This is a genomic window from Desulfovibrio sp. Huiquan2017 (assembly GCF_017351175.1).
In the GTDB taxonomy this organism is placed as follows: domain Bacteria; phylum Desulfobacterota; class Desulfovibrionia; order Desulfovibrionales; family Desulfovibrionaceae; genus Pseudodesulfovibrio.
Window position 1 is genome coordinate 180,828 of record NZ_JAFMPN010000001.1, and the last position, 23,213, is coordinate 204,040.

21 protein-coding genes and 1 pseudogene are annotated in these 23,213 nt (G+C 61.1%); 11 read left to right on the plus strand and 11 right to left on the minus strand.

The features are described from left to right. Nucleotides 1-47 precede the first annotated feature (47 nt). Nucleotides 48-1,112 (minus strand): putative nucleotidyltransferase substrate binding domain-containing protein, encoded by a 1,065-nt coding sequence (locus J0909_RS00950; protein WP_286181653.1) that lies wholly within the window; start codon nucleotides 1,110-1,112, stop codon nucleotides 48-50. Nucleotides 1,113-1,301: 189 nt separating this feature from the next. Here J0909_RS00950 and J0909_RS00955 point away from each other — a divergent pair, with 189 nt between their 5' ends. Next, on the plus strand, nucleotides 1,302-1,568 hold the full coding sequence (locus J0909_RS00955) for a DUF485 domain-containing protein (protein ID WP_207259726.1): 267 nt from the start codon (nucleotides 1,302-1,304) through the stop codon (nucleotides 1,566-1,568). 1 nt (nucleotide 1,569) lies between these two features. Beyond that, complete coding sequence (locus tag J0909_RS00960) at nucleotides 1,570-3,144, plus strand: sodium/solute symporter (RefSeq protein ID WP_207259727.1); 1,575 nt, start codon at nucleotides 1,570-1,572, stop codon at nucleotides 3,142-3,144. Nucleotides 3,145-3,232: 88 nt separating this feature from the next. Here the strand turns inward: J0909_RS00960 and J0909_RS00965 are convergent, their stop codons facing one another. Further along, nucleotides 3,233-3,820, minus strand: a complete 588-nt coding sequence (locus J0909_RS00965) for a cyclase family protein (protein WP_207259728.1) — start codon at nucleotides 3,818-3,820, stop codon at nucleotides 3,233-3,235. A gap of 156 nt (nucleotides 3,821-3,976) precedes the next feature. Here J0909_RS00965 and J0909_RS00970 point away from each other — a divergent pair, with 156 nt between their 5' ends. The 3 genes from J0909_RS00970 (at nucleotide 3,977) to J0909_RS00980 (ending at nucleotide 7,698) form a co-directional block, all read left to right on the plus strand. Next, the gene (locus J0909_RS00970) at nucleotides 3,977-4,534 is read left to right on the plus strand and encodes a MarR family winged helix-turn-helix transcriptional regulator (protein WP_207259729.1); all 558 of its coding nucleotides are present in this window, start codon (nucleotides 3,977-3,979) and stop codon (nucleotides 4,532-4,534) included. Between the two features lie 194 nt (nucleotides 4,535-4,728). After that, nucleotides 4,729-5,067 carry a hypothetical protein gene (locus J0909_RS00975; protein WP_207259730.1) on the plus strand — a complete coding sequence of 113 codons (339 nt, stop codon included), beginning with the start codon at nucleotides 4,729-4,731 and terminating at the stop codon, nucleotides 5,065-5,067. A gap of 87 nt (nucleotides 5,068-5,154) precedes the next feature. Further along, nucleotides 5,155-7,698: a TIGR03960 family B12-binding radical SAM protein gene (locus tag J0909_RS00980; RefSeq protein ID WP_207259731.1), complete on the plus strand. Its 2,544-nt coding sequence runs from the start codon at nucleotides 5,155-5,157 to the stop codon at nucleotides 7,696-7,698. Here J0909_RS00980 and J0909_RS00985 read toward each other — a convergent pair. Beyond that, entirely contained in the window at nucleotides 7,695-7,970 is a 276-nt protein-coding gene (locus J0909_RS00985; protein ID WP_207259732.1) for a hypothetical protein, read from the minus strand. The genes J0909_RS00980 and J0909_RS00985 overlap by 4 nt on opposite strands. 367 nt (nucleotides 7,971-8,337) lie before the next feature. Between J0909_RS00985 and J0909_RS00990 the strand changes: the two genes are divergently transcribed. The 5 genes from J0909_RS00990 (at nucleotide 8,338) to J0909_RS01010 (ending at nucleotide 14,015) form a co-directional block, all read left to right on the plus strand. Then, nucleotides 8,338-9,963 carry an ABC transporter substrate-binding protein gene (locus tag J0909_RS00990; RefSeq protein WP_207259733.1) on the plus strand — a complete coding sequence of 542 codons (1,626 nt, stop codon included), beginning with the start codon at nucleotides 8,338-8,340 and terminating at the stop codon, nucleotides 9,961-9,963. A 170-nt stretch (nucleotides 9,964-10,133) separates the two neighbouring features. Continuing rightward, a complete protein-coding gene (locus tag J0909_RS00995) occupies nucleotides 10,134-11,111 on the plus strand; it encodes an ABC transporter permease (RefSeq protein ID WP_207259734.1) in 978 nt (325 codons plus the stop codon). Nucleotide 11,112: 1 nt separating this feature from the next. Next, on the plus strand, nucleotides 11,113-12,030 hold the full coding sequence (locus J0909_RS01000) for an ABC transporter permease (protein ID WP_207259735.1): 918 nt from the start codon (nucleotides 11,113-11,115) through the stop codon (nucleotides 12,028-12,030). Between the two features lie 3 nt (nucleotides 12,031-12,033). After that, the gene (locus J0909_RS01005) at nucleotides 12,034-13,005 is read left to right on the plus strand and encodes an ABC transporter ATP-binding protein (protein ID WP_207259736.1); all 972 of its coding nucleotides are present in this window, start codon (nucleotides 12,034-12,036) and stop codon (nucleotides 13,003-13,005) included. Between the two features lie 2 nt (nucleotides 13,006-13,007). Continuing rightward, entirely contained in the window at nucleotides 13,008-14,015 is a 1,008-nt protein-coding gene (locus J0909_RS01010) for an ABC transporter ATP-binding protein (protein ID WP_207259737.1), read from the plus strand. A gap of 68 nt (nucleotides 14,016-14,083) precedes the next feature. On the opposite strand, the gene J0909_RS01015 is transcribed toward J0909_RS01010, so the two are convergent. From J0909_RS01015 to J0909_RS01025, 3 genes are read right to left on the minus strand one after another with little or no spacing between them, the layout of a single operon-like run. After that, nucleotides 14,084-14,479, minus strand: a complete 396-nt coding sequence (locus J0909_RS01015) for a response regulator (RefSeq protein WP_207259738.1) — start codon at nucleotides 14,477-14,479, stop codon at nucleotides 14,084-14,086. A gap of 30 nt (nucleotides 14,480-14,509) precedes the next feature. After that, complete coding sequence (locus J0909_RS01020; RefSeq protein ID WP_207259739.1) at nucleotides 14,510-16,219, minus strand: FAD-dependent oxidoreductase; 1,710 nt, start codon at nucleotides 16,217-16,219, stop codon at nucleotides 14,510-14,512. 51 nt (nucleotides 16,220-16,270) lie between these two features. Then, nucleotides 16,271-17,449 carry an aminotransferase-like domain-containing protein gene (locus J0909_RS01025; RefSeq protein ID WP_207259740.1) on the minus strand — a complete coding sequence of 393 codons (1,179 nt, stop codon included), beginning with the start codon at nucleotides 17,447-17,449 and terminating at the stop codon, nucleotides 16,271-16,273. A 399-nt stretch (nucleotides 17,450-17,848) separates the two neighbouring features. On the opposite strand from J0909_RS01025, the gene J0909_RS01030 reads away from it, so the two are divergent. Beyond that, the gene (locus J0909_RS01030; protein WP_207259741.1) at nucleotides 17,849-18,601 is read left to right on the plus strand and encodes a substrate-binding periplasmic protein; all 753 of its coding nucleotides are present in this window, start codon (nucleotides 17,849-17,851) and stop codon (nucleotides 18,599-18,601) included. 97 nt (nucleotides 18,602-18,698) lie between these two features. On the opposite strand, the gene J0909_RS01035 is transcribed toward J0909_RS01030, so the two are convergent. From J0909_RS01035 to J0909_RS01055, 5 genes and pseudogenes are all read right to left on the minus strand, one after another. Continuing rightward, nucleotides 18,699-18,869 (minus strand): hypothetical protein, encoded by a 171-nt coding sequence (locus J0909_RS01035; RefSeq protein WP_207259742.1) that lies wholly within the window; start codon nucleotides 18,867-18,869, stop codon nucleotides 18,699-18,701. Nucleotides 18,870-18,960: 91 nt separating this feature from the next. Beyond that, nucleotides 18,961-19,512, minus strand: coding sequence for a Fe-S-containing hydro-lyase (locus J0909_RS01040; RefSeq protein ID WP_207259743.1), 552 nt, complete (start codon nucleotides 19,510-19,512; stop codon nucleotides 18,961-18,963). Next, on the minus strand, nucleotides 19,512-20,351 hold the full coding sequence (locus J0909_RS01045) for a fumarate hydratase (RefSeq protein ID WP_207259744.1): 840 nt from the start codon (nucleotides 20,349-20,351) through the stop codon (nucleotides 19,512-19,514). The genes J0909_RS01040 and J0909_RS01045 overlap by 1 nt, the downstream gene beginning before the upstream one ends. Before the next feature lie 188 nt (nucleotides 20,352-20,539). Further along, nucleotides 20,540-21,277, minus strand: coding sequence for a fumarate reductase iron-sulfur subunit (locus tag J0909_RS01050; RefSeq protein WP_207259745.1), 738 nt, complete (start codon nucleotides 21,275-21,277; stop codon nucleotides 20,540-20,542). A gap of 3 nt (nucleotides 21,278-21,280) precedes the next feature. After that, a pseudogene (locus J0909_RS01055) lies at nucleotides 21,281-23,210 on the minus strand (fumarate reductase flavoprotein subunit). Nucleotides 23,211-23,213: the final 3 nt, after the last annotated feature.

Below are 23,213 nucleotides of genomic sequence, written 5' to 3' on the forward strand. Positions count from 1 at the left end.
GTCGAAAAACCGCCGGGTCGCGCCATTATTGCAAAAAAAGAGCCGAATCAAAGGCCGGAACCGGCCTGGACCAAGCGAACGAGCTTTTCCACCGCGTGGATGGCCGCCTTGAGCCGGACGCGCTCCCCCTGATCCAAGGCTGCGGGGTTGACGTAGTTGTGCGGCGGCAGCCCGGACCGGTCGCATTCCAGGCCTATATCGAGCCGCTTGCGTTGCAGATATTCCCAGCCACCCAACAAAGCCCGGGCGTGATGTCCGTCGATATGCCCAGCCCCACCCAGGGCGCGGATGCGATCGCAGGTATTGTGCGGGCGCACACCGTATTTGAGGGCCAGGATGCGCGCGCTGTTGGTCAGGTGGGCCAGGACCGACTTCTTGATATTCAGGAACCCGTGCCACGGGCCGTCGCGCTCGGTGACGAACGCTCCGAACAAGGTCAGGGGCAGCCGATAGTCGGTCAGTTCGCGGACCAGCAGGGACAGGGCGATGGGCTTGGTGCGCACGTATTCCCAAAGCCGCTCGCGCATGCGCCGGACCTCGTCGCCTGCCCCGAACACGGCCCGAAAGTCGAGAATCAGCCCGGATTGCCATGGTCCCTTTTCCGCCGGATTGGACAACCAGCCGGTCAGCCGGGCCAGCCAGGCGTCGAAATTTCCACGCCATTCGGGATTGCTGACCATGACCCCGCCGTCACACAGGGGCAGCCCGGCCCCATCCAGGGCAACGACGATGGACTGGGTGCAGGCGTCCAGCTCCGCTTCGTCCACCGCGACAGGCACGAGCAGGCCGTTGTCCTGGTCCGACCCCGGCACCATCTCTTCCCGGCCGCCAGAGCCGAATTCCATGAAGGCGCATTGGGCGAGCCATGGATATTCCGCAATGTGGGCCTCAAGCACGGCGGAAATCACGTCGTGGTTGAACCGGGTCAGCCGCTTGCATGCGATCTCGGCGGACGCTCCCCGATCGAGCCATTCCTCGACCAGTTCGAGCCGCGTCCGGCGCACCGCCGCCAGCCTACCCTCGCGGGCCATGAGCCGCAATTCGTCCAAGAGACCTTCCGGGACGCCGAAATCGCCGTTCACGGGCCCCTTGCCGTTCAAGTTATCCTCCAAATTGACGCTCCATGGCTGAAAGTCCGACCGTTGACCGGAAAAAACCGTCCATTCGCCGCCGAGGCGAAAGGTCCTGAGCCCACGACCGTCCGGGTTCGACCGCTTACCTGAAAACGGATGCTCCCTTTGTTTCCCCTACTGTAAAAGGGCTTCAACGGCAAACCTGCAACCGCAATGGGGGTATTCACCATGGATCAGATCGAAAGGATTCGTAAACGGCAACTGCGATTCGCGCTCGGCGTGGGCGTGCCCTATTTCGCCTTCGTCATCGGCATCTTCCTGCTCGTCTACCTGGCCGGCGCATGGGTAACCGGCATCTCCATTCTCGGTTTCCCCCTGCACTACTGGCTGGTGGCCATCGCCATCTATCCGATAACCTGGGGACTGTTTATCTGGTACGTGAGCAAAGCCAATCAAATCGAAGACGAAATAGCCGACGCCGTCGAAGGAGAATAACATGGAACTCGGATATCAGATACCGGTCACGGCCCTGTTGCTCATCGGCTGCATGCTGGCCTTCACGGTGGTCACCACCTTCATGTTCCGGAGCCAGAAAACCTCGGCCGACTATTATCTGGCCGGACGCAAGGTCAATTCGTTCATCAACGCCTCGGCCATTTCCTCGGACTACCTGTCCGCCGCCTCCTTCCTCGGCGTGGCGGGCGTGGCCTTCCTGTTCGGCTTCGACGGTATCATCTACGCGCTGGGCTTCTTCGTGGGATACATCGCCCTGCTCCTCTTTCTGGCCAGCCCCCTGCGCAAGTTCGGGCGCTACACCGTGCCCGACTTCGTCTCGGAGCGGTTCCACTCCAAGCCCGCCCGCGTGCTCGGCGTGATCGGCGTGCTGTTCATCTCCCTCTTTTACATGGCCCCGCAAATGCTCGGCGCGGGCAAGGTCATGGGTCTGCTGCTCAATCTGGACTACTCCACGTCGATCATCATCATCGCCTGCATCATCACCTTCTACGTTACCGTGGGCGGCATGAAGGCCACCACCGTCAACCAGCTGGTCCAGTTCTGGATCCTGTTCGGAGCCATGTTCCTGTTGGCCTTCATCCCCTTCATGATCAAGGGCTACACCTACACGGACGTGGTCAACTTCCTGCATGAATTCAAGGGCCCGACGCCCATCACCGGCAAGGAATTCGACGGCGCGGCCTACACCGATCCCGCCTATTGGCTGACCAGCCTCAAGGACACCCTGTCCCTGCTGCTTGCGCTGATGTTCGGCACCGCCGGGCTGCCGCACATCCTGGTGCGTTTCTACACCGCCCCGGACGGCAAGGCCGCGCGCAGGACCGTCATCTATGTGCTCCTGCTCATCGGCATGTTCTACATCATGAGTCCCTACGTGGGCCACGTCATCCGCTATGTCTTCCTGCAAGGCGACGCGCTCGGCGTGTCCCCGCACCTCATGCAGTGGCTGGCCGACAACGGCAAGAACCTGGCCGTGCCCGTGGCGGGCTCCCACTTCGGCGGACAGGTCCTGCTCGGCATCGTGGTGGCCGGAGCCTTCGCCGCCATCCTGTCCACCGTGGCCGGGCTGATCATCGCCTGCGCCGGGGCCATCGGCCACGACCTGGTGGTCAATGTCTTCAATCCGGACATGCCCGAACGCTCCCGCGTCAAGGTCGCCCGCATCGCCTCCATCTGCGTGGGCCTGCTCGGCATCCCGCTGGGCTTCTGGGCCGAATCCATGCAGATCGCCATCCTCGTGGGGTTGGCCTTCGCCATCGCCGCCTCGACCTTTTTCCCGGTCCTGGTCATGGGCGTGTGGTGGCCGAAGATGACCAAGGGCGGAGCCTGCGCAGGCCTGGTCACCGGCATCATCGGCTCGTTCTTCATGATCCTCGGCAAATCCATGCTGCCGCACTTCCTCCAGTACAACAATCCCGGCGGATTCGTCATGATCCTGACCTTCATCGCCATCTACGCGGTCTCCAAAATGGAATACGCCGCCAAGGGCGAAGCCGCCCTGCCGCCCGACACCATGGAAGTCATGGCCCTGCTTCACGGTCCGGAAAGAGCGTAATACTCCTACACCATTTCACCACAAGGGGCGGCGTCGATGGAATTCGACGCCGCCCCGCCCTTTGGGAAAGCCCTGTTCCCCTGCCGTATTATACTTCCGCAATGACCCGGCACGGCAGGCCCGTGGCGTCAACAAGCCGCATGGGATAGCAATGCACCACGAACGCATCGCGCCCCGCTTCGGCGGCAAGGCTTTCAAGCGCAAACACGTTCTCCACCACGAAGGTGCCGGCATCCGCGCACAGCATATCCGCTTCGCGATGTTCTTTTGACCTGCGCACTCCGGCAAAGTCTATGCCGATCATGGCGACCTTTCTCTCCAGCAATCTGGCGATCAGATCCCACGACAACTGGATCGGCGCGGACAGATACTCTTTCGACGCATAGGGATGGGACGCCAGGCATCCGCTGAGGAAAAAGATGAAATCCCTTTCCCGAACGCGGGCCAGGTCGATGTCGTCCGCCTCGATGTCCCGATCCGCGACGGAACGCACGTCGAAGACTTGTCCGGAAAGCGTAAAATACGCATCGGGATACGTCTTGCCCATCAAGTCCAGATGGGTGCCGAGATGCCCGAAATAGTCCACCTTCGGAACATGTCTGTTTTTTGCTGTGAAAGACTCCACGGCCGTAATCGCCGCATTATCAAGCGGCAATGTCAAATCGATGCGCTGCATGAAAACTCCTTTGAGGTTAATGGCGAGACGCCACTATTGTTGACAGGGAAACTATTTTCATTTTATTTCCACGTCAACCAAAATGTTTCCTCGTTGACAAATTCGAAGAGAGGAGGCAAACGGATGGCCCGAACTTGAAAGAAAAGGTTGGCGACAATGCGAAATACGGACAATTCCCACGATTCAATCCACCGCGACACGTTCAATGGGCTCACGGCGCTGATGCGCCAATTCGCCGTTGTGGACTCCCTGATGGGAAAAATCCTCAAACAGATAGCCCTGTCCGGGAGAGAATCTCCCCTCTGCGACCTCTCGCTTGCGGAAATCCATTTTCTTTCGGCGGTAGCCGAGTTCGCTCCCATCAATGGGACCATGCTGACGCAAAAGATAGGCCTGACCAAAGGCGGCGTCTCGAAGATGGCCGCCCGCCTGGCAAGCAAGGGGATGATTGAATCCGAAAGAATCGAGGGAAACAAGAAATCGCAATACTACGTTCTCACGGCGGATGGCGAATTCGCTTGCGACGTACACACCGCGTTACACGACATCGCAAACAACAAGATCATTTCGTCTCTGTCGCGATATGACGTTGACGAATTGACGGCTTTCAACAAGGTGCTGAACACCCTCTCGACCGCCATCAAGGAATCTTCCGAGGATGTCTCCGCCAACTTCAGGAAGTATCTGGCCGACGACGGCATCCATATCGATTAGCCCGCGTTTCGCCTGCCACGAAAACGGAGGATGAGGAATGCCCCAGCGAAAAACAGCGTGGAGGCCCCCATGCCCCCGATACCAAAGCCCGCGCGAATGCCCCGGGCACGGAAGCGGCATGCCGGAGGCTTTTCTTGACACAACGGATGGGGGTACCTACTTAAGGACGCACCACAACTTCCAAGGAGAGCGACATGAATTATGATATCCGGCTGGTCAAGCTCGTGAGCGGCGAAATGGTTGTCGGCAACTTCGTCGGCAGCGACATTGAGGAGCCCGCCATTTTGCAGGCCATGCCCACCCAACAGGGCACCCAGATGATCCTGTTGCCGTACGGCTATCCCTTCGACCAGGAAATGCATGGCAAAATCGCCCAGGACCACGTGCTCTTCGAGTACAAGAATTGCCCTGAGGAATTGAAGACCAAATACATCGAAGCCAAAACCAACATCTCCCTGTCCAGCGGCGGACTCGACCTGTCCGGCATGGGCGGCACGGGCGGCATGGGCGGCGGAGGCCTCGACCTCGGCTAGCCGACCCGCGCGAAACCTGTTATCCCGGACGGGGCCGGTTCTGAAGAACCGACCCCGTCCTTTCCGTTCAACGACAGCCCCACAAAAATGAAAGAACTGTTGCCCATCCTCCCCCGCCCCTCCCGCTACCTCGGCAGCGAATGGGGCGCCGTGTTCAAGGACCCGTCCACCGTGACCGTGCGGTGCGCCCTGGCCTTCCCTGACATGTACGAGGTGGGCATGTCCTACCTCGGCCAGAAAATCCTGTCCGAAGCGCTCAACGCCCACCCCGGCTACTGGGCCGAGCGGGTCTTCACACCCGACGAGGAGGCCGGGGCCATATTGCGTGAGCACGGCGCGCCACTGGCCACGTTGGAGTCGGACACCCCCCTGGCGGACATGGATGTCGTCGGCTTCAGCCTGACCCACGAGCTCTGCTACACGAATATCCTGTACATGCTCGACCTGGCCGGAATTCCCTTCCGCAGCGCGGATAGGGAAGCCGCCCTGCCGCTCATCGTGGCGGGAGGCGGCGCGGCGTTCAACGCCGAGCCCGTGGCCCCGTTCTTCGACGCCATGGTCATCGGCGACGGCGAAGAGGCCATGGTTCAAGTCCTGGCCGCCGTGGACCGCGCCAAGAGCGAGGGGCTGTCCAAAGTGGAACTGCTCGAAAGCCTGACCGCCATTCCGGGGCTGTACGTTCCGTCGTTTTTCAAAGACCAGGGAGCGGGCACGCCGACCCCCCTGCGCGAAGGGTACGAGAGCGTGGAAAAGGCCGTGGTGGACGATCTCGACCGCACGCCCTTCCCCACGGCCCAGACCATTCCCTTCGGAGCCATCCACGACCGACTGACCATGGAAATCGCCCGGGGCTGCACGCGCGGCTGCCGGTTCTGCCAGGCGGGCATGATCTACCGCCCGGTACGCGAGCGCTCCCTGGACGGGCTCGACGCCATCCTGACCAATGGGCTGGCCGAGACCGGCTATGAGGAAACCTCCATGCTGTCGCTGTCCACCGGCGACTTCTCGGGGCTGGACTCCCTATTCACCCGCAGCTTCGATAAATGCGCGGCTGAACAAATCGCCATCTCCCTGCCGTCCCTGCGCGTGGGCTCCCTGTCCGCGCCGATCATGGAGCGCATCTCCTCCATCCGTCGCACGGGCGCGACCATCGCCCCGGAGGCGGGCAGCCAACGCATGCGCGACGTGATCAACAAAGGCGTTGACGAGGAAGGACTGCTGGAGCACGTCCGGCTGCTCTTCAACAACGGCTGGCAGGGAGTGAAGCTTTATTTCATGATCGGTCTGCCCACCGAGACGGACGAGGACCTGGACGCCATCCTGGACCTCTGCCTCAAGGTCCGCGACGCCGCGGGCCGGCACATCAAACGGCTCCAGGTCACGGCGGCGGTTTCGCCCTTCGTGCCCAAGCCGCACACCCCGTTCCAGTGGGAACCACAGATTCCGCTGGATGAAATCTACCGCCGCATCAACCACCTTCGAGACATCTTCCGGCCGCACAAACGCATTTCCATCAAGTATCACGAACCCGAGATGACCTCGCTCGAAGGCGTCTTCTCGCGCGGCGACCGCCGCCTGGCCGAAGTGGTCGAACGGGCCTACGCCAAAGGCGCGCTCTTCTCCAGTTGGAAGGATCACCTGCGCCTCGAACCGTACCGGGAAGCCATGGCCGAGGCCGGGCTCGATTGGGAGGAGTACACCGGCTCGCGCGATCCCGAAGGCCCGCTGCCCTGGGATCACCTGTCCAGCGGCGTGACCAAACGGTTCCTGCTCAAGGAGCGCGAACGCGCCCTAGGCGGCAAGATCACCGAGGACTGCCGCTACGGCGCATGCCGCAACTGCGGAGTCTGCCAATTCGACGGCCGGATTTCCACCCTGGCCGGACAGGCCGGGGACAAGGACATCCGCCCCAGGCTGGTCTTCCACCAACGCGACCAGGAGAGTGAGCAGCCGCCCTACAACGTGGAAAAGCCGGATCTGACCGGCAAGGCGGCACACTTCCGGATATGGTATGAAAAGACAGGATCGGCCGCCTTCCTCAGCCAATTGGAGCTCCAGGCCGTGTTCGAACGCGCCTTTCGCCGGGCCGGACTGCCCATGACCTTTTCCGCCGGGTTCCACCCCATGCCCAGGCTGTCCTTCGGCAAGGCCCTGCCCGTGGGCGTCGAGAGCCGGTGCGAATGGATCAACGTCTTCCTGCGCGAGGACTTCGGCCCGGATGAGGTGGTTGAACGGCTGGCGCGGACCATGCCCCGTGGGCTGACTCCCTACCGGGCGGACAGCCTGTCCATGGGCCGCAAGCAGTCCCAGGCCGTGGAGGAAATTTACGAGTTGCGCTTCCCGGCCGATGAGGCGCTTCGCCGGGAGCAGTGGCGGGCATTCATGGCTGAAGAACACCATTTCATCGAAAAGAAGACCAAAAAGGGTAAGCCCAAGCAGGTTGACCTGCGTCCCATGGTCCGGGAAGCGGTCGAGACCGAGGACGGCCTGACCTTGGTCCTGGACTGGCGGGAGCAATACATGAGCCCGCTGACCCTGTGCGCGACGGTCATGGCGAACGCCGGGCCGATGGACTTCGGGCTGACTAAAACGGAACAGCGGTTCGCGCCGGAAGAGGACGCTACGGCCTAACCGAACCAGCCGCCGCCCTTGCCCACGGTTACGGTCACCTGCCGGTAGACGTCCACCTCACCCCCGCCCTCGGGGGCCATACGGATGAGCACATCGGTCGCGCCCTCCTCCAGGGCGGTGAACAGATAGCGCGCCCGGGGCTCACCGTCGTCGTCATACTCCAGATAACGCTCCATGCGGAGCATCTGCGGATCGAAGGCCGCTCCGGTGATGCGAAACCCCTTGCCCTCCGGCCTGCGCATGTCCAGGGCGAAGACATCGCCTTTTTCCACGCCCAGCGCAGCGGTGTAGCCGTCGTCTAAAACAATTGTTTCAGCCGGGGACAACCCGCCATTAACCGAAGAAGAACCGGAGCATGCGGAAAACACCAGAATAAAAATCGTAAAAAACACAAAAAACAGATTCTTTTTGAACAAGATTCGTTCCCCTATGTGCATCATCAAATTCATTACGCTATTGTTAAAGCCAAGCGAAGCGTGTATGACTATTTCGTTTTCGCCCGCTCAAGCTACGCTGTCCCGTGGGGTTCATGCAACCCCCGGGAAAGCCGGTTTTTTCGGGCTGCGTCCATGCGGCGCAAGAGAGGTATGGAACGCGCCAGTGCTGGCGCAATCGGATTAATTTATGGAGGAATAACCTATGAAAGTGTCGACGTTCAAAACCGCCGGCAAATTCTCCCTGCTCGTTCTCTCACTGCTCGTAGCCGCCCTGATGCTGGTCGGTTGCAGTAGCGAGGAAAAGAAAGAGACAGCCGAGAAAGCCGCCCCCGCTGCACCTGAAAAAGTCACCCTCAAGCTCGCCATGGATGCCGACCCGGTATCTCTTGATCCGCAGGTCCAACTGTCCGGCGGCATGCTGCAATTCTCTCACCTGGTCTTCGACCCGCTCGTCCGTTACGACAAGAACATGAATTTCGTGCCCCGTCTGGCCGAAAGCTGGGAACGCATCGACGACCTGACCATGCGCTTCCACCTGCGCAAGGGCGTCAAGTTCCACTCCGGCAACGACTTCACCGCCCAGGATGTGGTTTTCACGCTTGACCGCCTGAAGAAGTCCGACGACTTCAAGGGCCTCTTCGAGCCCTTCTCCGGGGCCGTGGCCGTGGACGATCACACCGTGGACCTGGTCACCAAGAAGCCCTATGGCCTGGTGCTCAACATGGCCACCTACATCTTCCCCCTGGACCACAAATTCTACACCGGTACCGACGACAAGGGCAAACCCAAGGACACCATCGTCAAGACCGACTACTCCTTTGCCAACGAAAACGAATCCGGCACCGGTCCCTTCACCGTCACCAGCCGTGAGCAGGGCGTGAAGACCGTCTTCGCCCGGTTCAAGGACTACTGGAACAAGGACACCGGCAATGTCGAGGAAATCATCCTTTCCCCGATCAAGAACGACGCCACCCGCACCGCCGCGCTGATGTCCGGCGACGTGGACTTCGTCATGCCCGTGCCGCCCCAGGATCTGGACCGCATCAAGTCCACCGACGGTCTGCAACTGGTCACCATGTCCGGTTCGCGCATCATCACCTTCCAGCTCAACCAGAAGCGCAATCCCGCCCTAGCCGACCCCAAGGTCCGCCTGGCCATGGATTACGCCTATGACAACCAGGGCGTTGTCGAAAAGATCATGAACGGCTTCGCCACCGCGGCCGGTCAGATGTCCCCCAAGGGTTACGTCGGACACCTCGACTCCCTGGTGCCCCGCTATGACCTGGAAAAGGCCAAGGCCCTCATGGCCGAGTCCGGCTACCCCAACGGCTTCGAAGCGACCATGATCGCCCCGAACAACCGTTACGTGAACGATGAAAAGATCGCCGAGGCCTTCGCCTCCATGATGTCCAAGATCGGCATCAAGATCTCGCTCAAGACCATGCCCAAGGCGCAGTACTGGGATCAGTTCGACGCCCAGGTGGCCGACATCCAGCTGATCGGCTGGCACTCCGACACCGAGGACTCCGGCAACTTCTCCGAGTTCTTGTCCATGTGCCGCAACGCCGAGACCGGCTACGGCCAGTACAACTCCGGCAACTACTGCAACCCCAAGGTTGACGAGCTGACCCTGGCCGCCCAGACCGAGACCGATCTGGCCAAGCGCGCCGCCGACCTGCAGGAAGTGGAAAAGATCCAGTACGACGAAGCGGGCTTCATCCCGCTGCACTGGCAGAACCTGTCCTGGGCCTCCAAGTCCAACATGAACACCGAAGACATCGTGAACGTCATGAACTTCCCGTACTTCGGCGACCTGGTCATCAACTAACGCCCAGATCATTTGCATCAATCGTGAAGTGATCATACAGGGGAACCCCGGTCTTACCGGGGTTCCCCCCTTTCATACAAAATCTCGGTCCTGAGGCCGAAACTGTTGCGGTCCACCCTTTGGCCGGTCCACAATCCTGTGACCGGAAAACATAAAGTCAACGAGTCAACATGTTTGCATTCACCGTAAAGCGAATCCTCCAGGCTGTGATCGTCATGCTGATCATCAGCTTCATCGGGTTCGCCATCAAACACAACTTCGGCGATCCGATCCGCGACCTTGTGGGGCAGCGGGTCACTGCGGCCGAGCGGGCCGAAATCCGCGATCGCCTCGGGCTGAACGACCCGTTCCCGGTACAGTACGTGCGTTTTCTGCGCGACGCCCTGCACGGCGACCTGGGCCAGAGTTATTTCTTTAAAAAACCGGCCACCGAGGTCATCATCAAGAAGGCCCCGGCCACCCTGGAGCTCGTCTTCTGTGCCGCGCTGCTCATCGTGCTCCTGTCCATCCCGCTGGGCATCTACTCGGCCATCCGCCCCAAGAGCCTCTTTTCGAAGTTCATCATGGGCGGGTCCATTGTCGGCGTCTCCATGCCGGTCTTTCTCACGGCCATTCTGCTCATCTACATATTCTCCGTCGAACTGCACTGGCTGCCCTCCTACGGACGGGGTGACACCGTGCTTCTGTTCGGCTGGTGGGACAGCGGCCTGTTCACGGCGGACGGTCTCAAGCACCTGATCATGCCGTCCATCGCCCTGTCCTCCATCATGCTTCCACTGTTCATCCGGCTCATCCGCTCCGAGATGATGGAAGTCCTGGAGAGCGAATACGTCAAATTCGCCTGGGCCAAGGGCATCAAGCCCTGGCGTGTCTGGCTGGTCCACGCCTTCAAGAACACCCTGCTCCCGGTCATCACCGTGGGCGGCGTCCAGCTCGGCATCATGGTGGCCTTCACCATCCTGACCGAGACCGTGTTCCAATGGCAGGGCATGGGCTCCATGTTCATAGAATCCGTGGAGCGTTCCGACACCTCGCTCATGGTCGCGTACCTGGTCTTCGTGGGCATCATCTTCGTGCTGGTGAATACGCTGGTGGACATCATCTACGGCCTGGTCAACCCCATGGTCCGCGTGGCAGGGAGGCAGTAGAATGAGAACCCGCTGGCAACGCTTCAAAGAATCCTACATGCTCTACAGCTTCCTGCGCGACCCCATGGCCATGACCTGCTTCATCATCCTGGCCATACTGGTGATCACCGCCTTTACCGCGCCGATCATCGCCCCGCACGATCCATACAACACCAAGACCATCGACATCATGAACGCCCAGATCCCGCCGGTCTGGGAACACGGCGGCACCGCCGACTTCCTGCTCGGCACCGACGCCCAGGGCCGCGACATGCTCTCGACCATGCTCTACGGCATGCGCGTGTCCATCATCATCGGCATCGGCGCGGTCTGCCTTCAGGCCTTCATCGGCATCGTGGTTGGCCTGCTCTCCGGATACATCAAGCGGCTGGACAACATCCTCATGCGCATCGCCGACGTCCAGCTCTCCTTCTCCACCTACATGGTGGCCATCTTCATCGGCGCCATCGTCCAGACCGCCTTCGGCGTGGCCGGGTACGACCGCGTCGCCGTGCCGCTGATCATCGTCATCATCGGCCTGGCCGAATGGCCTCAGTACGCCCGCACCGTGCGTGCCTCGGTGCTGGCCGAACGCAAGAAGGAGTACGTGGAGGCGGCCCGGGTCATCGGCCTGTCCAAGTCCCGGATCATGTGGCGGCACATTCTGCCCAACACCCTCTCCCCGGTTCTCGTCATCTCCACCGTCCAGGTGGCCAACGCCATCATGAGCGAAGCGGCCCTGTCCTTCCTGGGGCTGGGCATGCCCGTGACCAAGCCCTCGCTGGGATCCCTGATCACCGCCGGTTTCGAGTACATATTCTCCGGCTCTTGGTGGATCACCATCTTCCCCGGTATCCTGCTGGTCTCCCTGATCCTGGTCATCAATCTCCTGGGCGACTGGGTCCGGGACTTCCTCAACCCCAAACTCTACAAGGGGTAAGGCGTGGAAAAACTCATAGACATCAAGAACCTGCGCGTTGACTTCGAGCTGCGATCCGGCAGGGTCCGGGCCGTGCGCGACGTCAGCCTGGTCATCAACAAGGGTGAACGCCTCGGCATTGTCGGCGAATCCGGCGCGGGCAAATCCGTGCTCGGCTTTTCGCTCATCAACCTCATCTCCAAGCCCGGCAAGATCACCGGCGGCCAGATCATCTTCGACGGCCGCGATCTGACCAAGCTCAACGCCGACCAGATGCGCCACATTCGGGGCAACGAGATCTCCATGATCTTCCAGGACCCGATGATGACGCTCAACCCGGTGCTGACCATCGGCACCCAGATGAAGGAAACCATCCTGGCCCACATGGACGTCTCGGACAAGGAAGCCGAGGCCATCTGCCTGGACAAGCTGCACAAGGTCTACATCCCCTCCCCGGAGAAACGGCTCAAGCAGTACCCGCACGAGTTCTCCGGCGGCATGCGTCAGCGCATCGTCATCGCCATCTCACTGCTGACCAGCCCCAAGCTGATCATCGCGGACGAACCGACCACGGCGTTGGATGTGACCATCCAGGCCGAAATCATGGATCTGCTCCTGGAGCTCTGCAAAACGGAAAACATGGGGCTCATCCTGATCACCCACGACCTGGCTGTGGTCTCCGAGGTAACTCAACGCATCGCCGTGCTCTATGCGGGCAAGGTGGTCGAACTCGGCGCGGCCGACCAGCTCATCAAAAACCCGCAGCACCCCTACACCAAGGGGCTCATCCAGGCCCTGCCGCAGATGGCGGGCGGAAAGCGGCGGCTCAACCAGATTCCAGGCATGATGCCCTCGCTGCTGAACATGCCCAAGGGGTGTCCCTTCGAACCCCGGTGTACCGTAAGCTATGAACGCTGCAAGACCGAAATCCCCACACTCCATGAATTAGAGAACGGAGCGCAGGCCGCCTGTTTCAAATGCGAAGGAGGCGAATAACCATGAGTGCCATCCTCGAAGTCAAGGACATCGACAAACACTTCGACATCTCCGGCTCGGTCATCGACCAGATACACCTCTCCGGCGGTAAACTCTCCCGCCGGAAAACCTTGGTCAAGGCGGTCAACAGCGTCTCCCTGGACGTCCAGGCGGGCGAGACCTTGAGCGTGGTCGGCGAGTCCGGCTGCGGCAAGTCCACCCTGGCCCGCACGGTTATGGGATTGTACCGACCCAACAAGGGCGAAATCCACTACAGGGGGGCGCGCATCGACAACCTCAGCTCCCACCGGATGCTCCCCTATCGAACCAAAATGCAGATGGTCTTCCAGGACCCCTACGCTTCGCTGAACCCGCGCATGACCGTGCGCCAGATCCTTGAAGAGCCGGTCCGTTTCCACAACCCGGAGATGAATCGCGACGAGGTCCGCGACCGCGTGGCCGAGGTCATGCTCCAGGTAGGCGTGGATCCGGTCTGGGCCACCAACTTCCCGCACGAATTCTCCGGCGGCCAGCGCCAGCGCATCTCCATTGCGCGCGCCCTGGTCCTCGACCCAGAATTCATTGCGGCCGACGAGCCCATCGCCGCGCTCGACGTGTCCATTCAGGCCCAGATCCTCAACCTGCTCATGGACGCCCAGGAGCAGCGCGGCCTGACATATCTGTTCATCAGCCATGACCTGAGCGTCGTCGAGCACATATCCAGCCGCGTACTGGTCATGTACCTCGGCTGCGTTTGCGAACTGGCCACGGCCAAGGAGCTGTTCTCCAACCCCAAGCATCCCTATACGCAGGCCTTGCTGTCCGCCATCCCCAAACTCGGCGGCATGGCAGGGGGGCACGTCCGGTTGTCCGGCGACGTCCCCACTCCCATCAACCTGCCTACCGGCTGTGTCTTCCATGGCCGCTGTCAACACGCCAACGAACGCTGCTCCCGGGAAATTCCCAAGCAGCACACCCTCGCCAACGGCACCGTGGTCGCCTGTCACGGCGTTGAGGAAGGCCGGATATAGGCCCTCGACGAACATAAAAAAGAAAAACGGCGTACCGTAACGGTACGCCGTTTTTTTCTGTCGGGAGGCTAGATGATTCCGTGCTGCCGAAGTTCGCGAACCACGAAGTCGCGGTCCAGGGGCTTGACGATGTAGAGGCTCGCCTTGGCGTTGAAGAACGCTCGGTCCACACTGGTATCGTCCACCACACAAGTGATCATGGCCAGCTTGAAGCGTTTCTCTTTGACCACCCCAGCCTCGCGTTCGCGGGCGCGCATGCGCTCCGCCGCCTGATGGCCGTCCATGCCGGGCATGAGGATATCCATGAAGACCGCATCAAAAGGGCGTCCCTCGGCCAGGGCGTCCGAGAACATCTCCACTGCATGCGCGCCGTCCTTGGCCGTGACGCATTCCCCATAGGGAGTCAGGATGACCTGCAGATAGAGATGTATGCTCTCGTCGTCATCGACGATCAGAAACCGCACAGGGCCTCCAGCGCCCGCATCGCATCCGGACTAGAGATTGACTCCGAACTTCTTGATGGCCGCCATGCCGCCGTGGATATTGGTGACATCCTTGTACCCCTTGTCGTCGAGCATGATCTGCGCTTCGTAGGAACGCGCCCCCGTATTGCAAACCAACACGATGGGGCGATCCGTGGGAATTTCGTCCAGGCGGTCATAGATCTCGCCCTGTGGAACATTGTGCCAGAACTCCGGGTTGCGCTCCATGAACGAAGCGGCGTCACCCTTTTCCCGGCAATCCAGGAAGAAACAGGCGTCCTTCTCGCGGTTGTCCCACAACTCTTTGAACCCGGCCGGGCCGACGCCCCGGTTGATACCGGCGAGAGCGTTGTCCGCCAGATTGGCCAAGGTGTTGAGGATGTCCATGGCCGCGGCGAAAGGCGGGGAATAAGCCAGTTCCATGTTGGACACATCGTCGATGGTCGGGGCGGACTTGAGGATGGCGGCTACCGCGTTGATCCTGCCCACCATGGCATCGCCCGCCGAGCCGAAACCCTGTACACCGAGCACGCGGCGGGTGGGCTTGTCCACGACCATCTCCAGTGTCATCAGTTCCTTGGTCGGGTAAAAATGCGCCCGATCCAGCTGGATAAGCAGCACACTCATGGCGTCGAACCCGGCCGCCTTGGCCGATTCCAGGCTCAACCCCGTACCCGCCATGGAGGTTTCGAAGAGCTTGACCACGAAGGAGCCGACCACGCCGTCGAAGGTGGACGACCCGCCCGCCAGGTTGGTGCCGATGATCCGGCCCTGGCGGTTGGCCATGGAGCCGAGCGGCAGGAAGGCGTCCTTGCCGGTGATCAGGTGCTTGACGAGACAGCAGTCGCCGCCCGCATAGATGTCCGGGTCGTTGGTGCGCATGAACTCGTCCACGTACACCCCGCCGCGCTCATGCACGGCCAGCCCGGCTTCCTTGGCCAGATCCGAATTGGGGATGACTCCGGCCGAGATGATCACGGCGTCGGCGTCGAGGACGCGCTTGTCCGTGACCACGCGCTTGACCACGCCATCCTCGCCCTCAAGGGCCTTGACGGTCTCACCGAAGTAGAAGGAAACGCCGTTCTCCTCCATATGTTTTTGGCCCATGGTGGCCAAAGTGGGACTGACCAGACGAGGCATGAGCTGTCCGGTGATCTCCACCACCGAGGTCTCTACGCCCCACATGTCGGCGAAGGCCTCGGCCATTTCCAGACCGATGAAGCCCGCGCCGATGATCACGGCGTTGCCCACCTCGCCCTTGGAAATGGCCTCACGGATGCGCGTGGCATCGCCGGGGTTTGCCACATAATTGACGCCCCGCAGGTCCTCGCCGGGCAGCCCCAACCGACGCGGAGAGGCGCCGGTGGCGATAACCAGCTTGTCGTAGGTAATGCATTCCTTGTCGCCGGTCTGGACGTTCTCCAGCTCCACGCACTTGTTTTCACGGTCGATACGCGTGGCCCTGGTCAGGATGCGAACGTCCACCCCCTTGACCTCCTTGAAGAACTTCGGGTCGCGCAACATGTGAAAACTGGTGGTGGACAGTTCGGACGCGTCCGAAACATCGCCGGACACGTAATAGGGAATGCCGCACCCGCCATAGGAGATCATGGCGGTCTGGTCGATCATGGTCACCCGGGATTCGGGTTCCAGGCGCTTGAAACGGCAGGCGGCCTTGGGCCCGAGGGCCACGCCGCCGATGACTACGATGTGCTGAGACATAAAACCAATCCTTGGTGTCTTGAGCCCGGGGCGTCCCTCGCGCCCAAAGCGTTACTTCAGGAACGACTGAATGGACTTGCCCAACCTTTTGATGCCCTCCTCGATCCGAGCCTCGTCCGAATTGGAAAAGTTCAGGCGCAGGGTGTTCTCACCCGAGCCGTCCACGTAGAACGGCCTACCGGGCACGAAGGCGACCTGGTCCTTGATGGCCATGTCCAGAAGCTCCATGCTCGAACAATTCCCGGGCATGGTCACCCACAGGAACATGCCGCCCTCGGGCTTCGTGATGGTCACGGACTCCGGAAAATACCGGTCGATCATCTCGACCATGCACTCCCGTTGACGGCCGTAGCGCTCGCGGATGAGGGCCACGTGAGCCTCGATATCGTTGGTTTCGAGGTAACGCCGCATGATCGCCTGGGAAACGGTGGAAGTGTGCAGGTCGGCCGCCTGTTTGGCGACGACCAGCTTGTCGTAGATATCCTTCTCGGGGGCGACCACCCAACCGATGCGAAAGCCCGGCGCGGCGATCTTGGAAAAGGAACCGCAAAGCAGCCCTTTTTTCTCGCAGAAGGAAAAGACGCTCGGCAGATCCTTGCCCAGGAAGCGCAGTTCGCCATACGGATCGTCCTCAACGAAGAGCACGCCGTAGCGGTCGGTCAGGGCGGCCACGGCCTTACGCTTTTCCAGGGAGTAGCTCACGCCGGACGGATTCTGAAAGTTGGGTACTGCGTAAAAGCACTTGGCCCCATCCTTGAACGCCGCCTCAAGCTCTTCGAGGTTGGGGCCGTCATCATCCAGCGAGACGGCCACGAACTCGGGCTCGAACAGGGAAAAGGCCTGGATGGCTCCGAGGTAGCCGGGCCGTTCGATGACGACCTTGTCGCCCCGGTCCAAGAAGACCTTGCCCCCGAGGTCGAGAATCTGCTGGGAGCCGGTGGTTACCAGGATGGTATCCGGGTCCACGGTCAGGCCGCGCTTCTTGTACCGCTCGGCGATGATTGCCCTGAGCCCCGCGTCGCCCTCGGTGGTGGAGTACTGCAGGGAACTGGCTCCGATATTCTCGAAGACCTCGTGGGCCGCTACATCCATGGCCGGGACGGGGAAAAGTTCGGGGTTGGGCAGGCCGCCCGCAAAGGAAATTATTTCCGGATCAGCCGTGACTTTCAGGATTTCCCGGATGAACGAGCGATGCACGGTGCTCATTCTCCGGGCGAATTGATGGGACATGTTTTTTTCCTCCAAGCCACTTGGGATACTCTGAAAGACGCCCCCTTGCAAGAGGGGGCGCCAACCAAGCCGGGCAAAAGTCCACGCCGTGTTTCTTGGCCGCGGAAAGACAAAAAAAGAGGACCGGGGATCAATCCGGTCCTCAAGGGGCAAGAAGAGGAGAATATGCATGTACCATGCGGTCCAGTCGTCACGCTCCGCCCGAAAACACTCCGTCCGGGGTAACGACGATTGCACATCAAAAGTAACTATTATCGAAAATATGTCAAGCCGATTCCACATTTTTCACATTCATTCGACAGGAGAAACCCAGCCCCAAAAACCACCCCGCTCGGGGATGGAATATATATTGCTTAATCGAGAAGGATTCATTAAGTGACCTCAGCACACAAGGATCCCATGAAACACATAGCAATCATCACGTTTTCCCTCGTCCTGAGTCTAGCCGCCGCATCTTCCGCGCGGGCCGAGCATTTCATCGCCATGGCCGCACCCTACCCGCCCTACTCCATCAGCAACGGATTGAGCGTCAAGGGGATGGCGGTATCCACCCTGACAACTATCATGGACATGTGCGGCACGCCCATTGGGGAACAGGAAATCAAACTGATGCCCTGGGCCTACGCCTACGAGAGCGCGGCCCGGCAATCGCGGCGCATCCTGCTCAACGCCCAGCGCAATCCCAACACGGAACATCTGTACAAATGGGTCGGCCCGATGACCACGGCCAAGACCGTGCTCATCGGCCGCAAAAGCGACAAGTTGTTCATCCCCACCCGGGAACATCTCAAGGACTACCGCATCGCCACTGTTCGCTGGAGCCGCCCCGAAAAGACCCTGCTGGCGGGCGGCGTGGAGGAGACGCAGCTGTGCCGCAGTCCGAGCCACGTCCAGGCCCTGCGCAGACTCGACGGCGGCGAGGTGGACCTGTTCGCGTCCACCGAACTCGGAGCCCCCTGCCTGCTGGCGGGAATGGGAATGCGTCCGGAGGACTACACCATCTACTTCACCTTCGACGAGGAACCCCTGTATTTCGCCTTCAGCCGCGACACGGACGACAAGCTCATCGCCCGGCTCAACCGGGCATTGCAGGAAATCAAGGCCACCGGCCCGCATGGGGTCAGCCGCTTCGATCAAATGTTCACCGATTAGGGACGGTTTCGAGCCCGGGAAAGCAGACGGGAAAGAGTCCGGCACGCCGGACGGAATCAAACGCAAAAGAGAAAGGGGCCGAAGGCCCCTTTGTCATTTATTCCTTGTCCGGTGACCAGTTCGGGTCGCGATACTTTTCAGGATTGTAGAGACGCCAGTCGGAGCCGTCGTCATACTTTTCATCCGCGCCGGGGTACGGAGTGTAAAGCTTGTCGTCCGTGCCGGCGTTATCGTGAGAGTCCACGTTTTCAAAATACGCATGTTCCATGACAAACCTCTGATATCCTGGACTATATCCACCTCGATGCGGTCTGCGTTCGAGGCGGGACGCTAAGCGCCCCGACCTCTTCGTGAATCAATTACACGGCAGTGTCAAGTTTCGGTTTGACGTACAATTCACCGCCATGGCAGTCATTGATGACCAGCAGAGGGAAATCCTTGACTTTCATGGCCCGGACGGCCTCGGGCCCCAATTCCTCGAAGGCGATGACCTTGGACTCCACGATGGAATTGGACAGCAGTGCGCCCGCGCCGCCCGTGGCGCCGAAATAGACACCCGTATACTTCTTCATGGCCTCCTTGACCTCGTCCGAACGCTTGCCCTTGCCGATGGACGCCTTCATGCCCAACGAATGCAGGCGGGGCGCATAGCTGTCCATGCGGTAGGAAGTGGTCGGTCCGGCAGAGCCGATGGGGCGACCCGGAGGGGCCGGGCTCGGGCCCACGTAATAGATGGCCGAGCCTTCGAGCTCAAAGGGCAGTTCCCGGCCCGAGTCCAGCAACTCCACGAGCTTCTTGTGAGCCGCGTCCCGCGCGGAATAGATGGTCCCGGACAGAAAGACCACATCCCCTGCCCGCAACGGTTCCATGTCCGCGTCCGTCAAGGGGGTGTTCAGCTTGTATTCGGCCATTACAGTTCGACCTCCTCGTGCCGCTGGGAGTGACATTGGACGTTGACCGCCAACGGCAGGCTGGCCAGGTGGCACGGTTCCATGGTGATCTTCACGCCGAGCACGGTGGTCTTGCCGCCCAGGCCCATGGGACCGATGCCCAGCGCGTTCAGGGCCTCCTCCAATTCCTTTTCCATGGCCGCTATCTTGGGATCGGGATGGACGTCGTCCAACTTCCGCAACAGCGACCGCTTGGCGATCTTGGCCGCATGCTCGAAGGTCCCGCCGATGCCGATACCGATGATCGTGGGCGGACACGGATTCGGGCCCGCCTCGGCCACCCGCTCGATCACGAACTTCTTGATGCCCTCCCAGCCCTGGGCCGGGGCGAGCATGGTCACGCGGGACATGTTCTCGGCCCCGCCGCCTTTGGCCATGTAGGCGATCTTGAGCTTGTCGCCCGGGACCATGTCGAAATGGATGACCGCGGGGGTGCCGTCCCCGGTATTGGCCCGGGTCAGCGGATCGCACGCGGACTTGCGCAGGTAGCCGTCGGCATACCCCTTGCGCACGCCCTCGTTGATCAACTCGCGCAAGTTGCCGCCCACGATCCTACAGTCGTCGCCGACCTCCACGAACAACACGGCCAAGCCACAGTCCTGGCACAACGGCAGTTTGGTCTCGTGGGCCAGGTCCGCGTTTTCCAGCAACTGCCGCAGGACCTCCCTAGCCGACGGCGATTCCTCCGCGGCCATGGCCTGCTCCAACTTCGCGCGCACGTCTTGCGGCAATTCCGTGTTCCCCTTCATGCACATGGCGGCCACGGCCTCCACCACGTCCGTTCCTTGAATCTCTCTCATTGTTCAGCCTCCGATTGACGCCTCCAGCGGCCAGAGGGGAAACTTTTGAAAAAATTTCCCCTCTGGACTCCCCTTCAAAACGTTTTGGCGCTCGCTTCGCTCGAAGCCGTGCGGACGCATTACCTATTAAATATAAACGGTATGTACAGTTGTCCCATACAACGTCGCCCCCGGCCGCCGAAGGCAGACTACTTCCTGAAAATGCGTTTCAATGAAGTGATGCCCATTTTTCGTCGCAGGAAACCGAGCTGATTTTGCAACGGCAGATGTTTGGGGCAGACATCCTCACAGGCCAACAGGCCCATACAGCCAAAAATGCCCATGTCGTTGCCGATGATCTCGTAATAGTCGTTCTCGGTCCGCTGGTCGCGCGGATCGATGAGAAACCGGGCCACACGATTGAGCGCGGCCGCCCCCATGAAGTCCTCGCGCAGCCGGGCGGTGCCGCAGGCCGCGATGCAGCAGCCGCATTCGATACACCGTTCAAGCTCGTAGATGGCCACGGCGTCCTTGTTGTCCATGCGCTCTTCGAGCGCCGTGGGATCGAAGACCTTGTTGGTATGGATCCAGGACTCGGTCTTGTCGTACATCTCGCGAAACCACGTGCCGGTGTCCACGGACAGATCGCCGACCAGCTTGAAGACGGGCAGGGGCAAAAGCGTGATCTCACCCGGCAGGTCGCGGGTCTTGGTATGACAGGCCAGGCCGGGACGGCCGTTGATGACCATGCCGCAGGAACCGCAGATGCCCGCCCGACAGCAGAAGTCGAACTGCAGGGACGGATCCTGCTCCTCGCGGATGCGGTTGAGCGCGATGAACAGGGTCATGGCATCGGTCTCTTCCAGGACGAACGCCTGCATGTGCGGCGAGGACTGCTCGTCCTCGGGATTGTACCGGAAGATGTTGAGTTTGAGTAATCTGGACATGGTCTATTCCTTTTTGTCGTCGGCGCTGATGATTTCCGAATGTCCGTATCCACGGTCTCCGGGCGGAATCTCCACCACCGTGGTGGCCGGCTCGTACTCAAGGGTCGGCAGGGTGTCCTCCGGCTTTTTCCAGTAGGCCAGAGTGCGGGTCAGCCAGTCGCGGTCGTTACGCGCCGGGAAGTCCTCGCGATTGTGCGAACCGCGCGATTCGGTGCGCATGAGCGCGCCGTAGGCGACCATCAGGGCGAGCTTGACCTGGCCTTCAAGCTTCAGCGCGGCGGCCAGTTCGGGGTTGACGCCCTTTCCGTTGGAACGCAGGCCGACGTTCCGGGCCCGGATAAGCGTCTCCTGCAAGGCGGCCACGCACTTTTCCAGTCCTTCCTGGGTGCGGAAGATGTTGGCACCTTTGTGCAAGGCTTCCTGCATGGCGGACCGGACCCGGTAGACATTCTCCGAGCCGTTGGTCCCGTTGATCAAGGCGTCGATGCGGGAACGCTGCCTGCCGACCTCGTCGTTGATCAGCGACGTCTTGAACTCGGTCTCGCACCCTTCCAGGTATTCGGCGATCCGGCGGCCGACGATACCGCCCGCGACCACGGTTTCAGCCAGGGAGTTGCCGCCCAGACGGTTGAAGCCATGCATGTCCCAACAGGCGGCCTCGCCCGCGGCAAAGAGCCCCTTGAGTCCATAGGCGGCCCCGTCCTTGTCCGTGCGCACGCCGCCCATGGAATAGTGCTGGGTCGGCCGCACGGGAATGAGTTGATGGATAGGGTCCACGCCCAGGAAGGAGGTGCAGATTTCGTAAACCTCGCGAAGCTTGCCGGTGATGTGCTCCTTGCCCAGATGACGGATGTCGAGCCAAAGGTGCTCGCCGTAGGGCGACTTCACGCCGTGGCCCTCGCGCATGTGGTGGGTCATCCAGCGGGAGACCACGTCGCGGGAGGCCAACTCGGCCTTCTCGGGCTCGTAGATCTGCATGAACCGCTTCTCGTCCACGTCGAGCAGGGTGCCGCCGTCGCCCCGGCACCCCTCGGTGACCAGGATGTCGGTGGGCACGATGCCCGTCGGGTGGAACTGCACGGCTTCCATGTTGCCCATGGGAACCACGCCGGCGGCCAGGCACATGGCATGCGCCCCGCCGTCGCAGATGACCGCGTTGGTGGTGTTCGGGTAGATGCGCCCGAAGCCGCCCGCCGCGATCATGGTCGCCTTGGACAAATAGACACGCAGCTCACCGGTGCGCAGACAGCGGGCGACCACGCCGTAACAGGTCTCCCCGTCCTGAAGCAGGGCTATGGCCTCGGTCTTGTCGTGGACCTCCACGCCCTTTTCGGCGCAACGGTTGTCCATGGTGCACATGACCGCATGGCCGGTGCCGTCGGAAGTATAGCAAGTGCGCCACTTAGCCGTGCCGCCGAAGGAGCGGGCCATGATCAGCCCCTCCTTTTCCTCGGCCTCGACCTTCTCGTACTGCTTNAGTATAGCAAGTGCGCCACTTAGCCGTGCCGCCGAAGGAGCGGGCCATGATCAGCCCCTCCTTTTCCTCGGCCTCGACCTTCTCGTACTGCTTGCCGCCCTTGTAATAGATGGACTTACCCGGGACCACGCGGTTCCACGGCACCCCCCAATGAGCCAGACGGCGCATCTCGATGGGAGCGGTATCGGCGAAGAGGCGGGCGACTTCCTGGTCGCAGCCCCAGTCGGACCCTTTGACCGTGTCCGCGAAATGAATGTCGGGATTGTCGCCCTCGCCCATGACCGAATTGCCGAGGGACGCCTGCATGCCGCCCTGGGCGGCGGAGGAATGGGATCGCCGGGCCGGGACCAGGCTCAGACAGATGGCGGAGAATCCGGCCTCGGCCGTTTCCACGGCCGCGCGCTCGCCCGCCAGACCCGCGCCGACAACCAGAAAATCGGTGTAGATAGTCTGCATGGC

What these genes read in the sequence shown, in the direction of transcription:
- J0909_RS00955 (WP_207259726.1), top strand. Translation starts at nt 1,302, where the DNA reads ATGGATCAGATCGAAAGGATTCGTAAACGGCAACTGCGATTCGCGCTC.
- J0909_RS00960 (WP_207259727.1), top strand. Translation starts at nt 1,570, where the DNA reads ATGGAACTCGGATATCAGATACCGGTCACGGCCCTGTTGCTCATCGGC.
- J0909_RS00965 (WP_207259728.1), bottom strand. Translation starts at nt 3,820, where the DNA reads ATGCAGCGCATCGATTTGACATTGCCGCTTGATAATGCGGCGATTACG.
- J0909_RS00970 (WP_207259729.1), top strand. Translation starts at nt 3,977, where the DNA reads ATGCGAAATACGGACAATTCCCACGATTCAATCCACCGCGACACGTTC.
- J0909_RS00975 (WP_207259730.1), top strand. Translation starts at nt 4,729, where the DNA reads ATGAATTATGATATCCGGCTGGTCAAGCTCGTGAGCGGCGAAATGGTT.
- J0909_RS00980 (WP_207259731.1), top strand. Translation starts at nt 5,155, where the DNA reads ATGAAAGAACTGTTGCCCATCCTCCCCCGCCCCTCCCGCTACCTCGGC.
- J0909_RS00990 (WP_207259733.1), top strand. Translation starts at nt 8,338, where the DNA reads ATGAAAGTGTCGACGTTCAAAACCGCCGGCAAATTCTCCCTGCTCGTT.
- J0909_RS00995 (WP_207259734.1), top strand. Translation starts at nt 10,134, where the DNA reads ATGTTTGCATTCACCGTAAAGCGAATCCTCCAGGCTGTGATCGTCATG.
- J0909_RS01000 (WP_207259735.1), top strand. Translation starts at nt 11,113, where the DNA reads ATGAGAACCCGCTGGCAACGCTTCAAAGAATCCTACATGCTCTACAGC.
- J0909_RS01010 (WP_207259737.1), top strand. Translation starts at nt 13,008, where the DNA reads ATGAGTGCCATCCTCGAAGTCAAGGACATCGACAAACACTTCGACATC.
- J0909_RS01020 (WP_207259739.1), bottom strand. Translation starts at nt 16,219, where the DNA reads ATGTCTCAGCACATCGTAGTCATCGGCGGCGTGGCCCTCGGGCCCAAG.
- J0909_RS01025 (WP_207259740.1), bottom strand. Translation starts at nt 17,449, where the DNA reads ATGTCCCATCAATTCGCCCGGAGAATGAGCACCGTGCATCGCTCGTTC.
- J0909_RS01030 (WP_207259741.1), top strand. Translation starts at nt 17,849, where the DNA reads ATGAAACACATAGCAATCATCACGTTTTCCCTCGTCCTGAGTCTAGCC.
- J0909_RS01035 (WP_207259742.1), bottom strand. Translation starts at nt 18,869, where the DNA reads ATGGAACATGCGTATTTTGAAAACGTGGACTCTCACGATAACGCCGGC.
- J0909_RS01040 (WP_207259743.1), bottom strand. Translation starts at nt 19,512, where the DNA reads ATGGCCGAATACAAGCTGAACACCCCCTTGACGGACGCGGACATGGAA.
- J0909_RS01045 (WP_207259744.1), bottom strand. Translation starts at nt 20,351, where the DNA reads ATGAGAGAGATTCAAGGAACGGACGTGGTGGAGGCCGTGGCCGCCATG.
- J0909_RS01050 (WP_207259745.1), bottom strand. Translation starts at nt 21,277, where the DNA reads ATGTCCAGATTACTCAAACTCAACATCTTCCGGTACAATCCCGAGGAC.